The sequence below is a fragment of the Pseudoxanthomonas japonensis genome (genome assembly GCF_043632995.1).
Taxonomy (GTDB): Bacteria; Pseudomonadota; Gammaproteobacteria; order Xanthomonadales; family Xanthomonadaceae; genus Pseudoxanthomonas_A; species Pseudoxanthomonas_A japonensis.
Window position 1 is genome coordinate 2,986,012 of the sequence record NZ_CP171632.1, and the last position, 13,475, is coordinate 2,999,486.

Here is a 13,475-nt window from a genome sequence, read left to right on the forward strand (position 1 = left end):
CCTTACGGCGCTTCCAGCGCCGCCAGCTCATCCTCGTCGAATCCGGCCAATAGCCGCGCCTCGATGTTGAACGGTCCATGCAGGTAGCCGCCGGCGTATTCCCTCAACAGCTCACGGAAACGTGCACGCGGTTCGATGCCACGTTGCGCGCAATACCACCGGTACCAGCGAGAACCCGCGGCGACGTGCGCGACTTCCTCGCGCAGGATCAGGTCGAGGATCGCCACGGTGGCCTCGTCGCCCAGGTCGCGCAGCTTGACGATCATCCCCGGCGTGACGTCGAGGCCGCGCGCCTCCAGCACCCGTGGCACCAGCGCCATCCGCGCCAGGCCGTCGTGCGCCGTCTTCTCGGTCATTTCCCACAGGCCGTTGTGGGCGTCGAAGTCGCCGTAGTCGTGGCCCAGTTCGCGCAGGCGATCACGCAGCAGCACGAAGTGGCGCGACTCGTCGCGCGCCACGCCCACCCAGTCCGCATAGAAGTCATGCGGCAACCCACGGAAGCGGTACACCGCATCCCAGGCGAGATCGATGGCGTTGAGTTCGATATGCGCGATGGCGTGGATGAAGGCCGCCCTCCCCTGCAGGCTGCCCAACCCTCGTCGTGGCAACTCGCGTGGATGCACCAGCACCGGCTTCGACGGTCGTCCCGGCGCACGGATGGGCGCGGGAGGCGGTGCGTCGCCGGGAATGCCGAGTTCGCCGCGCGCGAATGCCTCGGCGTACTGCTGTGTCAGCGTGACCTTGGCATCGACGTCCGCCGCATCCAGGCAGATGCGGGCGGCTTCGAACAGCGTGGTCATGCCGCGCGGTGCCGCGTCAGCCGACGCGGCGCTTGCGCTTGGCTTCGTCCGAGCGGGCCTGCTCGATGCGCTCGAAGTAGCCCGGCTCGATGCCGGTGACGTACTTGCCGTCGAAGCAGGACGAATCGAAGGCGGCCAGGTTCGGATTGCCCTCGCGCACGGCCGCTTCCAGATCCTCGAGGTCCTGGTAGATCAGCCAGTCGCAGCCCAGTTCCTGCTCGATGTCCTCGACGGTGCGGTCGTGCGCCACCAGTTCGTCCGCGGCCGGCATGTCGATGCCGTAGATGTTCGGATGGCGCACCGGCGGTGCGGCGCTGGCCAGGTACACCTTGCGGGCGCCGGCATCGCGCGCCATCTGCACGATCTGCTTGGAGGTGGTGCCGCGCACGATGGAATCATCGACCAGCAGCACCACGCGGTTGCGGAACTCCAGGTTGATCGGATTGAGCTTGCGGCGCACCGATTTCACCCGCTCGCCCTGCCCCGGCATGATGAAGGTGCGGCCGACGTAGCGGTTCTTGATGAACCCCTCGCGGTACTTCACGCCCAGCACGTTGGAAATTTCCAGCGCGGCGTCGCGCGAGGTGTCCGGGATCGGGATGATGGTGTCGATGTCGTGGTCGGGACGCAGGCGCAGGATCTTCTCGCCCAGCTTCACGCCCATGCGCATGCGCGCCTTGTGCACCGACACGTTGTCGATCATCGAATCGGGGCGCGCGAAGTACACGTACTCGAAGATGCACGGCGCATGCTCGGGCGCATCGGCAACGATCTCGCTGAACAGCTCGCCGCGTGCGGTGATCACGATCGCCTCGCCCGGCTGCACGTCGCGCATGCGGACGAAACCGAGGATGTCGAGCGCGGCGGATTCCGACGCGATGATGTATTCCGTGCCCTCGCCATGCTCGCGCTTGCCGAGCACCAGCGGGCGGATGCCGTGCGGATCGCGGAACGCCACCAGGCCCAGGCCCAGCACCACGCTGACGACGGCGTAACCGCCCTTCACGCGGCGATGGACACCGGCGACGGCGCGGATGGCCGCTTCCGGCGTCAGCGTGCGCTGCAGGTCCAGTTCGTGCGCGAACACGTTCAGCAGCACTTCGCTGTCCGAATCGGTGTTGATGTTGCGGCGGTCCTGCGCGAACACATCCTGGCGCAGCGACTCGGTATTGATCAGGTTGCCGTTGTGCGCCAGCGCGATGCCGTACGGCGAGTTGACGTAGAACGGCTGGGCCTCGTCCATGCCCTCGGAGCCGGCAGTCGGATAGCGGCAGTGGGCAATGCCCACCCGGCCTTCCAGGACGCTCATCGCCTTGGCGTTGAACACGTCCCGCACCAGCCCGTTGTCCTTGTGCACGCGCAGGCGCGTGCCGTCGGCGGTGGCGATGCCGGCAGCGTCCTGTCCGCGGTGCTGGAGGACGGTCAGCCCGTCATAAAGCTGGCCGGCGACGTTCTGGTTGCCGACGATTCCGACGATGCCGCACATGGTGGATCTACTCCGGTTTCGACGCGGGCGAGGCGGTCGGTGGGACGCGCTCCTGCGGTGCGCCGGGTTCGTCCAGCGGCAGGGGCAGCAGATTTCGCAGGCGCGCATTATCGCCCGCCGGGCGCCCGTTGCCAAAGTCCAGTTCCTGCACAGTCCATTCCGGCAGCCACTGCGCCAGCCACTGCGCGCCGGGCAGCAACACCGGCACCACGGACGAACGATGCCATTCAGGTTCGCTGGGCAGATCGCTGAAGGCGGTCAGCAGCAGCACGATGCAGGCGACGAAGGCCCCGCGCGCCAGCCCGAGCGCGAGCCCCAGCGCGCGGTCCAGGCCGGACAGGCCGACCGACTTCACGAGATGGCGGATGGCCCACCCCGCCAGTCCGACGACGACCATCACGCCGATGAAACTCAGCGCATAGCCACCCAGGAGTTCGCTTGCCGAGGGTGGGCCGTCGCTGGACAGCCATTGCGCCGCCTCACCGCCGTAATGGAAGGCGACCCAGCCGGACAGCAGCCAGGCGACCATCGACGCCAGCGCGCTGATGAAACCGCGCATCACGCCGAACAGCGCCGACACGCCGACGATCGCCAGCAACGTCAGGTCAAGGGCGCTCATGTGGCGCGCCCGAGGCGATCACCCATCGAGCACGTTGAGGCCATCAAGGATGCGGGCGCACCATGCCGTCCACGCCGATCTTCGACGCGACCTGCGCCTTCAAGCGGTCGGCGTCGGCACGGTTGGCGACAGGCCCGACGCGCACGCGGCTCAGCGTGCCCTTGTCGGTGCGGACCTGTTCGACGAAGGCGCTGAAGCCCGCGCCACGCGCGCGGTCGCGCAGGGCGTTGGCATCGGCCGCGTTCGAGAACGCGCCCAGCTGCACCGCGAAGCCGGTGTCGGAGGCGGCCGGCTTGGACGCTTCAGTGGGCTTGGGTGCCGTGGCGACCGGTTTGGTGACCGGCGGTGGTGTCACCGGCTTCGTCACGGCGGGCGTCGTGGCGACCGGCTTCGATTCGGTGGGTGCCGGCTTCGGCGCGGGCTTGGCCGGTTCGGGCGGCAGCGCCTGCGTGGTAACGGCCGGCGTGGCGGGTACCGCGGCCGCGGTCGACGCGGAGGGTGCGGGCGGATTCGCGGCGGGCGCGGTCGCCTCAGCATCCAGCGTCACCACCTGCGCATTGACGTCGCCACGGATCTTGATGGCGTCCAGTCGCGCCGCCTCGGCCTGCGGCCGGTCGGCGTAAGGACCCACACGGACCCGGAAGGCCGGCTTGCCATTGATGGTCGCGGGTTCGACGAAGCCCGGCAGCTTGGCCTGTTTAACGCGGGCCAGCACGGCGTCGGCGTCGGCCTGCGTGGCGTAGGCACCGAAACTGACGGCGAACTTGCCGCCTGCCGTCGCGGCCGGCTGCAGCGTGCCGGACGCAGGTGCAGGCTCCGCGGCGGGCGCGGCGACCTGGCCCTGCAGGCCCACCGCACCGGTGGCGGGCGCGTTGCCCGGTGTCACCAGCGGCAGCTCACGCGTCTCGAATTCGCCGCCGGGTGCAGACGGGACGTCCAGCGGCACATCGGACACGCCGCTGTCGGGCGCGGGACCCTTCACCAGCATGGGCAGGAAGATGACGGCCAGCGCCACCAGCACGACGGCGCCGATCAGGCGCTGTTTCAGGGCAGTATCCATCCAGGTCCACGGCTGCTGCGGCGGGAATGCCGCGGCGATTATACGGCGCGCCCTCGCACGCTTTCCGTCATCGACCTGAATGCAGGATGCGCATCGCGTCGGCCACGGTATGGAACGAGCCGAACACCAGCACGCGATCGCCGGCGGATGACTCGGCGAGCGCGGCGCGCAAGGCGTCGTCCACGCTGGCGTGCAGGCTTGCGGCCGCCGCCATCGCGTCATCCAGGCGGGCCGCCAGCTGTTCGGCCGTCTGCGAGCGCGGACCCGACGACACGCCCGCGAGGAACCATGACAGCGATGCGCTGGCGAACGCGTCGACGACACTGCGCACGTCCTTGTCGGCGAGTGCGGCGAACACCATGCGGGTCGCGCCAGTGATCGGATGCGCCCGCAGCCATGTCGCCAGTTCGCGCGCCGCCTGCGGGTTGTGCCCGACATCCAGCACTACCTCCACACCATCGCGCTCCAGCCGCTGCAGCCGGCCCGGCAGCGCTGCCGACGCCACACCTTCTGCGAACGCTTCGTCGCGCACCGGTTCGCCCGGCAACGCACGCAGCGCGGCGATCGCCGTCGCCGCGTTCGCGCGTTGCGACGGTGCGGACAGCGCCGGTGCCGGAAGCTCCAGTTCGGCGCCGACTTCGCGCCAGCGCCAGCGCTGGTTGTCGATCGGCTCGTGGAAGAAGTCGCTGCCCAGGCGCAGTGCGTTCGCGCCGATGGCGTACGCATGGCGCAGCACGCTGGACGGCGAATCCACTTCGCCCAGTACAAGCGGCTTCCACGCACGGGCAATGCCGGCCTTTTCCGCGCCGATGGTTTCGCGATCGTTGCCGAGCCAATCGGTGTGGTCGATGTCGACGGTGGTGATGACGGCGACATCGGGATCGACGATGTTCACCGCATCCAGGCGCCCGCCCAGGCCGATCTCCAGCACGGCCAGATCCAGCCCCGCGCGCTCGAACAGCCACAGCGCGGCCAGCGTGCCGAACTCGAAATAGGTCAGCGGGAGGCCCGAGCCCTCTCCTTCAAGGGGAGGGTTGGGTGGGGATGGTGTTGCGTCGCTATCGGAAACACGCTCGCTTCTCCCGACCCTCACCCCAACCCCGCTCACGACGGGAGAGGGGCTCAAACGCGCCGCTTCCACCGCCTCGAACGCATCGACCAGCGAGGCATCATCCACCTCCACGCCATCGATGCGCACGCGCTCGTTGTAGCGCAGCAGGTGCGGCGACGTGTACGCGCCCACCTTCCATCCGGTGGCGCGCGCAATGGCTTCGATGAAAGCGACCGTCGAGCCCTTGCCGTTGGTGCCGCCGACGGTGATGACGCGCGTCGCGGGCTTTTCCAGTAGCAGCCGCGTCGCGACCTCGCGCACGCGGTCCAGGCCCATCTCGATGGACTTGGGATGCTGTTGCTCTATGTAGGCGAGCCATGCCGGCAGGTCGCGGGATCGGATCACGGCGAGCGACTCGCCGGCGTAGCGTCCTGCACGGGCGGCAGCTTGATGCTCGTCTGCGGGCGAGCTCCCTGCTCGGTGGCCTGCAGCACCAGACAGTCGTGGCTGCCAGGAATGCCGCAAAGCACGCGCGTCACCAGGAAGCCGCGCTGCCCGTCCGTGGCAAGCCGTCGCCTGACGACGGAACGGGACGCGCCCTGCTCATGGATCCACCACTGGCTGTACTCCTTGCCATCGGCGACCGCATAAACAGCAACGCCGGGCGGCGTCCCCTGTACCCGTTGCGCGTTGCCATGCTGCAGCAACAAGGAAATCGCTGCCTCCGCATTGGCGCCGGGAATGGGTTGCGGATCGGGAAGGTAGCCCGGCAGGTGACCGTGCTCGTCGGCCGGTCCGATGGAGACCCAATCATCGGAGGTCATCTGCGTCAGGAAAGCGTGGTAGATCTTCTCGTCGCTCAGTCCGAAGTCCACCGGCATCCTGACGCGCGACGCAGCAGTGCGCCCGTTCTCGATGGCGGGCGCGAATTTCCAGTCACGCGCGGCCTCGATCGCCGCCGCATCCAGCGCGGGATGGCCCGCGGATTGTTCGACCTGCACGCCTGCAACCTGCCCGGTCGCCGAGATATCGATGATCAGTACTGTTGTGCCCGCAAAACCTCCACGCGCGGCTTCCGGTGGATAGCGCGGCGGCGGCGCTTCCAGGACCTGGGGATCGACGCGTCGCGTCGCGCTGTCGGCAAGCGCATGCAATGGCAGCACGGTGGCCAGCAAGGCCATCAGCCAGACTCGTTTCATCGGATTCCCCCTCTGATCGGATCGCGGAACGCATCGTACCCGATGGTCCCGCTCGCAGATGGCAGAAAACTCCGACAGGAGGGCGGCGCGAAACCGGCTAAAGCGCCCGATGCTTCGCTTCGCCGAAGAACGGCGTGTGGTGCGCGCAGTCGTTGAGGCGGACGACTTCCAGTTGATCCACCGTCGGACCTTCCAGCAGGTTGAGCGTGGTCGGCGCCTGGCGGAACGTCCACAACTTCGCGATCGGCAGGCCAAGGATGCGGCACAGCAGGACGCGGTTGACGGCGTCGTGCGCCACGATCAGCAGGGTGTCGTCGTCGCCCAAGCCCTCGGCGGCGCGGGCCAGGCCGCGCCAGGAACGGTCGAGCACCTGGCGCAGTGACTCACCGCCGGGCATCAGCACGGTGTCGGGCTCCTCGCGCCAGGCGAGCAGGCGCGCCGGGTCTTTTTCCTGGATCTCGCTGGCCAGCAGGCCCTCCCACTCGCCATGGGCGATTTCCTGCAGTTCGGGATCGGTGAGCAGCATGTCCGCGCGCGATTCGCCCAATGCCAGCTGCGCCGTGCGCTGCGCGCGCGACAGCGGCGACGCCACCGCGCGATCGATGCGTACGTCCTTCAACCGCTGGCCCAGCGCGGTCGCCTGGCCTTCACCAACCGGCGAGAGCGGGATGTCGATCTGGCCCTGGTAGCGGCCTTCGGCGTTCCACGGCGTTTCGCCGTGGCGGGCAAGCAGGATGCGCATGCGTCGGTGTGTCCATTCGAGAAAAACGGTCGCGCTTCCAAAGGCCGGAAACGAAGACGGGAGCGGATGATAACCGCTCCCGTCCCGTGTCGGCCGACCGTTGCAGGTGTTACTTGCCGACGCCCATTTCCTTCAGCAGCTGCGGCGCCGGGTAGACCTCCTGCATGATCCAGCGCAGGTAACGACCGTCTACGGCAATCATGCGGGTCATCTTCGGGTCGAACACCCAGTTGGAGCTGACCGATTCCCAGTTGCCGTCGAAGGCCAGGCCGATCAACTTGCCATGCGCGTCCAGCACCGGCGAGCCGGAATTGCCACCGGTGATGTCGAGGTTGGACAGGTAGTTCACCGGCACGGAGCCGAGGCGCTTGTCCTCCAGCCCGCCGTAGCGCTTGGCAGCGACCGCATCGAGCAGCGCCTTCGGCGAGTCGAACGGATCCTGCCCGGTCTCCTTGGCGACCACGCCTTCCAGCGTGGTGAACGGGGTGTACTCCACGCCGTCCTTCGGTGCGTAGCCCATGACGTTGCCGAAGGTGATGCGCAGCGACAAGTTGGCGTCGGGATAGACGAACTCGCCCTGGCTCTTCTTGTAATCGGCCAGTGCCTGCAGGTAGACCGGACGCGCGGCCAGGTTCTCGCCCGCGCGCGTCTTGCGCTCCTGCTCCAGCTTCAGCAGCGTGGGCATGACGGCGACGGCGTACTGGATAGCCGGATCGTTGCTGGCTTCGAACGCCTTGCGGTCGGCGGCGAACCACTTCAGCCGCTCGTCGGTGCTGCCGAGTTGGGTACCGGCCAGGCGATCGAGCGCACGCTTCACCGCGGCCGCGTCGTTGCCGCCGAGCCACGTATCGACCGCAGCGACGCGCTGGTTCGCCGGCAGCTTGAGGTACTCGTTCAACCAGTACTCCTGCAGCTGGCGATCCATCGCCGCCACGTAACGGCGCTCGAGCTGCTTCTGCGCGCCTTCGATCGCGGGCAGGTCGCGCTCCTGGTAGCCCGATTCACGCTCGGCGTTGGACTTCTCGCGCTCGATGGACAGGCGGTACAGCTGCGCAGCCGTACCCACGGTGGCGGTGTTGTGGAACTGTCCCAGGATCAGGTCGCGCTCGCGCGTCGCCTTGCCCTGCTCGAGCAGGTCGATCAAGCGGGCGTGCGCCGCCAGGGCGGCCTCGCCCTTGCCTCCCTGCCCCTTCAGCCACGCCAGCACGGCAGCCTCTTCCGCCTGCTTCTGGCCGGCGGCGTCGATGCGCTTGAAGCCTTCCAGCTGACCGTCGTAGTTCTTGCTGGTGTTGTTCCAACCCGCCATCGTGCTGGCGTACTTCACCTGGATATCGGGATTCTTCTTGCCCGCGTCGCCGACCAGGGCAATGAGGTTCTTGTAGTGACGGCCGATGGTGGGATAGGTCCATGCGGCGGTGTTGTCGAACTCGGCCGCCAGCGCGTAGCGGTTGGTCGAACCCGGATAACCGGCCACCATCACGAAGTCGCCCTCTCCCAGCGGCTGGTCGGCGAACTTCAGCCAATGCTTCGGACGATACGGCACGTTGTCCTTCGAGAACGCCGCCGGCTTGCCGTCCTTGCCGACATAAGCGCGGTAGAAGGCGAAGTCGCCGGTGTGGCGCGGCCACATCCAGTTGTCGATATCGCCGCCGTACTTGCCCACGCTGCCGGGGGGCGCGTACGCCAGGCGCACGTCCTTGATCTCCAGGTTCTTGAACAGGCGATAGGTGTTGCCGCCGGAGAAGCTGTACAAGCGGCAGCGGAAACCGGCATCGGCTTCGCAGTCGGCGATCAGCTTCTTCTCGAACGCCTCGAGTGCCTTGGTGCGCGCCAGCGCATAGTCGCCCGCGGTCGCGATGGCGGCCTGCGCGTCCTTGGTCACGTCGGTGATCTCGTCCAGCACGAACACGCGGGCATTCGGCCCTGCGCTGACTTCATCGCCCGTGGTCGGCGCGTTGAAGCCGTTCTTGATCAGGTTGTTCTCCGGGGTGGAGTTCAGCTGGATCGCACCATAGGCGCAGTGGTGGTTGGTCACGACCAGGCCGTTCGGCGACACGAAGCTGGCCGTACAGCCGCCCAGCGCGACCACGGCGCCCATCGGATCGCCGGTCAGATTGGCCAGTTGCTGCGGCGACAGCTTCAGCCCCGCCTTCTTCAACGGACCAGCGATTTCCGGCAGCTGCTGCGGCACCCACATGCCCTCACCGGCATGGGCGAGCTGGGCGGCGAGCAGGGACAAGGGAACCGCGATGGCGGCGGCGAGCAGGTTCGGACGCATGGAAACCCCGGGGACTGGCAGGAAAGTTCCGATTGTAATGAACCGGTCATCCCGGCCGACCATGACTTATGTCCTAGGCCGGCCGGGCGCCGCGGACGTTCCGGCTGTCAAGGACCGCCGCAACAGGGGCGCACAGGACCGGGGCGTATAATCCGCGCCCTCATTACCCCTGGATCGACGTCCGATGGCACAGACGATGAAGGCGCTGGTGAAGCGCGAGGCCGGCAAAGGCATCTGGATGGAGCAACTGCCCGTCCCGCAGCCGGGCCCCAACGAGGTGCTGGTCAAGCTGGAGAAGACCGCTATCTGCGGCACCGACCTGCACATCTACCTGTGGGACGAGTGGAGCCAGCGCACGATCACGCCGGGCCTGACCATCGGCCACGAGTTCGTCGGTCGCATCGCCCAACTGGGCTCGGCGGTGACCGGTTACGAGGTCGGCCAGCGCGTGTCGGCCGAGGGCCACATCGTCTGCGGCCATTGCCGCAACTGCCGCGGCGGCCGCCAGCATCTGTGCCCGAACACGGTCGGTATCGGCGTGAACCGCAACGGTGCGTTCGCCGAGTACATGGTGATGCCGGCGAGCAACCTGTGGCCGATCCCCGACCAGATCCCGTCCGAACTGGCCGCATTCTTCGACCCGTACGGCAACGCGGCGCACTGCGCGCTGGAGTTCGACGTGGTCGGCGAAGACGTGCTGATCACCGGCGCGGGTCCGATCGGCATCATCGCCGCCGGCATCTGCAAGCACATCGGCGCGCGCAACGTGGTGGTCACCGACGTCAACGACTTCCGCCTGAAGCTGGCCGCCGACATGGGCGCCACGCGCGTGGTCAACGTCTCCAATACGTCGCTGAAGGACGTGATGGCAGACCTGCACATGGAAGGTTTCGACGTGGGCCTGGAGATGAGCGGCAACCCGCGCGCGTTCAACGACATGCTCGACTGCATGTACCACGGCGGCAAGATCGCGATGCTCGGCATCATGCCCAAGGGTGCCGGCTGCGACTGGGACAAGATCATCTTCAAGGGCCTCACCGTGCAGGGCATCTACGGCCGCAAGATGTACGAGACCTGGTACAAGATGACGCAGCTGGTGCTGAGCGGCTTCCCGCTGGGCAAGGTGCTGACTCACCAGTTGCCGATCGACGACTTCCAGAAGGGCTTCGACCTGATGGAACAGGGCAAGGCCGGCAAGGTGGTGTTGAGCTGGAACTGATCCGGCGGCAGGTCGGCGAAACGAAAAGGGCGCCTTGCGGCGCCCTTTTCCTTGTCCGTCACACGGTGCGTTACGGCACTTCGACCGCGATGGTGAACACCAGGCCGGGCTTGTAGATGTCGGAACCGCGGCGCAACTCCGGAGCATCCGAGCCGAACGTGTCGTAGTACCCCAGCGTCGCAGTGGCGGGACCGAACCCCTTGGACAGAGTGATCGAGCCATCGTAGAAATCGGCGCGTCCATCGCTGCCCGCGTCGATGGCGGTATAGCCGGTGGTCGCGCCCAACGAGAAGCCCGAGTCGCCGAAGTCGTAGCTGGCGGACAGGCCGGCGTAGATTTCCTCGGCACCCGTGTTGCTGTAGTCGTCGGCGTAGGCCAGGATGCCGCCGACCGTCACCGGACCACTCCATTCCAGCTTGGCGATGTATTCGTTGTAGTCGATGTTGCCGTAACCGTCAGAGGCGCCTTCATAGGTGTAACGGTTAACGCCCAGGTCCAGATTCCAGCTGTCGCTGAGGTCCTTGTTCCAACCCACGAAGTAGTCCACTTCGAAGTTCGGGCCACCGTCGCCGAAGTCGACATTCGATCCCCACACACCGGCATACAGCCCGAAGGGCGCCGAGTAGCTGGCCCCGGCCTGGAAGGCAGGACCGTTATCGGTCTGGGACACGCCGCGGAACACGTAATCCGTGGTCACCGCGAAGGTGGCGCTGAAGGGGGAAGATGCTTCTTCTTCCGCCTCCTGTGCGAACGCTGCCAGGGGCGCGGACAGCAGCAGGGCGGTGGCGAGGGCGGTGCAGAGCTTGATGGGCTTCATCCGGGGTCTCCTGGGGCGGTGGCATGGGTGACCGAGTGCGTCGGGGCGTCTTCGAACCGCCATCACGACTTCACGGTTTTTTAACTGCGCCCCGATAGTGCGCCGCACCAATCGCCCGCGTCAAGTGCTGGATGAGAACTCCGTAATTGGTTTCTTTTTCAATCAATTCAGTAAGTTATATCGCATCACGCTGGTGCCGTTGCACCGTCGCGGGGAAACCATCCGAACCGTTTTGGTGCCAAGCGCACCTGTTGCCCTGGCGCCGTTCCCGGCCCTTCGCGGTCCGCAGGCAGCTCGATGTCGACCTCGGCCTGGCCGTCGTCCAACCGGGCACGCAACCTCAGGCGAGGGCCGGTGCGCTGAGCGTCGACAATGGTGGCCGGCCAGGCCGATCCCTCCTCGACCAGATGCAGATCCTCCGGCCGCACGAACAGGTCCGCCTCGCCCTGCCCCGCCTCACCTCGCGGCTGCAGCGGCAGGCCCGCCACCTGCAACGCGCCCTCGCCCCACTGCGCGGGAAGCCGGTTCACCGCGCCCACGAACGAATAGACGAACGGCGACGCCGGCACGTCGTAGGCATCTGCCGGACTGCCGAGCTGTTCGATACGCCCACGGTTGAGGATGGCCACGCGGTCCGCGAGTTCCAGCGCCTCTTCCTGGTCATGCGTCACGAAGACTGTCGTGAGTCCTGTACGGTCGTGCAGCTCGCGCAGCCATCGACGCAGGTCGCGGCGCACCTGCGCGTCGAGCGCGCCGAAGGGTTCGTCCAGAAGCAGCACGCGCGGCTCGATCGCCAGCGCACGCGCCAGCGCCACGCGTTGCCGCTGGCCGCCTGACAGCTGCGCGGGATAACGGGCGCCGAATCCATCCAGCTGCACGAGGGCGAGCAACTCGGCGACGCGCGCACGGATGGTCGCATCGGGCACGCGGTCACGCCCCTTGCGCACGCGCAGCCCGAAGGCGATGTTCTCCTCCACCGTCAGGTGGCGGAACAACGCGTAGTGCTGGAATACGAACCCCGCGCGGCGCGCCTGCACGCTGAGGCGGGTCGCATCCTCGCCATCGAACAGCACGCGTCCGCTGTCCGCCTGTTCGAGGCCGGCGATCACGCGCAGCAGCGTGGTCTTGCCGGAGCCCGACGGTCCCAGCAGCGCCAACAACTCGCCCTGGCGGATGTCCAGCGATACGTCGTCCAGCGCCTTGAATTCGCCGAATCGCTTGCCCAGGTGTTCGATCTTGATGCCCATGATGATCGTCTTCTCAGTGCCGGTGGTTGGCGGCCAGCGCTTCGCCGTGGCGCCATTCCAGCCAGGTCTTCAATCCGAGGGTCACCAGCGCCGTCAGCGCCAGCAGCGAAGCCGCCGCGAACGCGGCGCTGTACGCGTACTCGTTGTAGAGGATCTCGACGTGCAGCGGCAGCGTATTGGTGCGTCCGCGGATGTGGCCGGACACGACCGACACCGCACCGAACTCGCCCAGCGCACGCGCACTGCACAGCAGCACGCCATACAGCAGCGCCCAGCGGATGTTCGGCAGCGTCACCCGCCAGAACGTCTGCCAGCCGGTGGCGCCCAGGCTGAGCGCAGCCAGCTCTTCATCCGTGCCCTGCTGCTCCATCAGCGGCATCAGCTCGCGTGCGATGAACGGGAACGTCACGAAGATCGTCGCAAGCACGATGCCCGGCAGCGCGAAGATGATCTTCGGCAACTGCACGTGCAACTCGCCCAGCAGCGGCAGCGTGAACCGCCAGCCTTCGTCGATCAGCGCATACGCCCAGCCTTGCGCACCGAAGATCAACACGTAGATCAGGCCCGCCACGACCGGCGACACCGCGAACGGCAGGTCGATCAGCGTGACCAGCCAGCGCTTGCCGTGGAACTCGTGCTTGCTGACCGCCCACGCCGCCGCCACGCCGAACAGGAGGTTCAAGGGAACGACGATGCCGGTCACCAGCAACGTCAGTTTCACCGCCGCCAGCGCATCCGCTTCGATGATCGCGGCGACGAAGGCGGTCCAGCCGCCGCGCAGCGCTTCGACGAACACCAGCGCGAGCGGCAGCAGCAGGAACGACAGCAGGAACCCGAGCGCGCCGAGCACCAGCAGCACCTGCACCCAGACGGGTTCGGTGGTGGCGGCATGGCGGCGGACAAGAGGTGCGGACGCTTCCACGGCGGACGACTCCGGAGGCATGGCGATGACGGCGG

General features: G+C 67.3%; 12 protein-coding genes. 1 reads left to right on the top strand and 11 read right to left on the bottom strand.

Annotation, left to right across the window (positions count from 1 at the left end):
* Positions 1 to 2: 2 nt before the first annotated feature.
* From ACGHX3_RS13970 to ACGHX3_RS14005, 8 genes are all read right to left on the bottom strand, one after another.
* Complete coding sequence (locus ACGHX3_RS13970) at positions 3 to 800, bottom strand: ferritin-like domain-containing protein (protein WP_394695342.1); 798 nt, start codon at positions 798 to 800, stop codon at positions 3 to 5.
* 16 nt (positions 801 to 816) lie between these two features.
* On the bottom strand, positions 817 to 2,286 hold the full coding sequence (purF, locus tag ACGHX3_RS13975; RefSeq protein ID WP_394695343.1) for an amidophosphoribosyltransferase: 1,470 nt from the start codon (positions 2,284 to 2,286) through the stop codon (positions 817 to 819).
* A 7-nt stretch (positions 2,287 to 2,293) separates the two neighbouring features.
* Positions 2,294 to 2,905 (bottom strand): CvpA family protein, encoded by a 612-nt coding sequence (locus ACGHX3_RS13980; RefSeq protein WP_394695344.1) that lies wholly within the window; start codon positions 2,903 to 2,905, stop codon positions 2,294 to 2,296.
* A 43-nt stretch (positions 2,906 to 2,948) separates the two neighbouring features.
* A complete protein-coding gene (locus tag ACGHX3_RS13985; RefSeq protein ID WP_394695345.1) occupies positions 2,949 to 3,965 on the bottom strand; it encodes an SPOR domain-containing protein in 1,017 nt (338 codons plus the stop codon).
* Positions 3,966 to 4,032: 67 nt separating this feature from the next.
* The gene (locus ACGHX3_RS13990) at positions 4,033 to 5,352 is read right to left on the bottom strand and encodes a bifunctional folylpolyglutamate synthase/dihydrofolate synthase (RefSeq protein WP_394697300.1); all 1,320 of its coding nucleotides are present in this window, start codon (positions 5,350 to 5,352) and stop codon (positions 4,033 to 4,035) included.
* Between the two features lie 65 nt (positions 5,353 to 5,417).
* Entirely contained in the window at positions 5,418 to 6,197 is a 780-nt protein-coding gene (locus ACGHX3_RS13995) for an energy transducer TonB (RefSeq protein ID WP_394695346.1), read from the bottom strand.
* 115 nt (positions 6,198 to 6,312) lie between these two features.
* The gene (locus ACGHX3_RS14000) at positions 6,313 to 6,957 is read right to left on the bottom strand and encodes a histidine phosphatase family protein (protein WP_394695347.1); all 645 of its coding nucleotides are present in this window, start codon (positions 6,955 to 6,957) and stop codon (positions 6,313 to 6,315) included.
* 109 nt (positions 6,958 to 7,066) lie between these two features.
* Positions 7,067 to 9,235: a S46 family peptidase gene (locus tag ACGHX3_RS14005; RefSeq protein WP_394695348.1), complete on the bottom strand. Its 2,169-nt coding sequence runs from the start codon at positions 9,233 to 9,235 to the stop codon at positions 7,067 to 7,069.
* Positions 9,236 to 9,419: 184 nt separating this feature from the next.
* On the opposite strand from ACGHX3_RS14005, the gene tdh reads away from it, so the two are divergent.
* Positions 9,420 to 10,454 carry an L-threonine 3-dehydrogenase gene (tdh, locus tag ACGHX3_RS14010; RefSeq protein WP_394695349.1) on the top strand — a complete coding sequence of 345 codons (1,035 nt, stop codon included), beginning with the start codon at positions 9,420 to 9,422 and terminating at the stop codon, positions 10,452 to 10,454.
* A 70-nt stretch (positions 10,455 to 10,524) separates the two neighbouring features.
* Here the strand turns inward: tdh and ACGHX3_RS14015 are convergent, their stop codons facing one another.
* From ACGHX3_RS14015 to cysW, 3 genes are all read right to left on the bottom strand, one after another.
* The gene (locus ACGHX3_RS14015; protein ID WP_162337988.1) at positions 10,525 to 11,271 is read right to left on the bottom strand and encodes a TorF family putative porin; all 747 of its coding nucleotides are present in this window, start codon (positions 11,269 to 11,271) and stop codon (positions 10,525 to 10,527) included.
* A gap of 185 nt (positions 11,272 to 11,456) precedes the next feature.
* Positions 11,457 to 12,518, bottom strand: coding sequence for a sulfate/molybdate ABC transporter ATP-binding protein (locus ACGHX3_RS14020; RefSeq protein ID WP_394695350.1), 1,062 nt, complete (start codon positions 12,516 to 12,518; stop codon positions 11,457 to 11,459).
* 13 nt (positions 12,519 to 12,531) lie between these two features.
* Entirely contained in the window at positions 12,532 to 13,461 is a 930-nt protein-coding gene (cysW, locus tag ACGHX3_RS14025; RefSeq protein WP_394697301.1) for a sulfate ABC transporter permease subunit CysW, read from the bottom strand.
* Between the last annotated feature and the right edge of the window lie 14 nt (positions 13,462 to 13,475).

Coding starts and splice junctions, on each gene's coding strand:
- cysW (WP_394697301.1), bottom strand. CDS start 13,461: ATGCCTCCGGAGTCGTCCGCCGTGGAAGCGTCCGCACCTCTTGTCCGC.
- ACGHX3_RS13990 (WP_394697300.1), bottom strand. CDS start 5,352: ATGGGCCTGGACCGCGTGCGCGAGGTCGCGACGCGGCTGCTACTGGAA.
- ACGHX3_RS14000 (WP_394695347.1), bottom strand. CDS start 6,957: ATGCGCATCCTGCTTGCCCGCCACGGCGAAACGCCGTGGAACGCCGAA.
- ACGHX3_RS14005 (WP_394695348.1), bottom strand. CDS start 9,235: ATGCGTCCGAACCTGCTCGCCGCCGCCATCGCGGTTCCCTTGTCCCTG.
- ACGHX3_RS13980 (WP_394695344.1), bottom strand. CDS start 2,905: ATGAGCGCCCTTGACCTGACGTTGCTGGCGATCGTCGGCGTGTCGGCG.
- ACGHX3_RS14015 (WP_162337988.1), bottom strand. CDS start 11,271: ATGAAGCCCATCAAGCTCTGCACCGCCCTCGCCACCGCCCTGCTGCTG.
- ACGHX3_RS13995 (WP_394695346.1), bottom strand. CDS start 6,197: ATGGCCTTGCTGGCCACCGTGCTGCCATTGCATGCGCTTGCCGACAGC.
- purF (WP_394695343.1), bottom strand. CDS start 2,286: ATGTGCGGCATCGTCGGAATCGTCGGCAACCAGAACGTCGCCGGCCAG.
- ACGHX3_RS13970 (WP_394695342.1), bottom strand. CDS start 800: ATGACCACGCTGTTCGAAGCCGCCCGCATCTGCCTGGATGCGGCGGAC.
- ACGHX3_RS13985 (WP_394695345.1), bottom strand. CDS start 3,965: ATGGATACTGCCCTGAAACAGCGCCTGATCGGCGCCGTCGTGCTGGTG.
- tdh (WP_394695349.1), top strand. CDS start 9,420: ATGGCACAGACGATGAAGGCGCTGGTGAAGCGCGAGGCCGGCAAAGGC.
- ACGHX3_RS14020 (WP_394695350.1), bottom strand. CDS start 12,518: ATGGGCATCAAGATCGAACACCTGGGCAAGCGATTCGGCGAATTCAAG.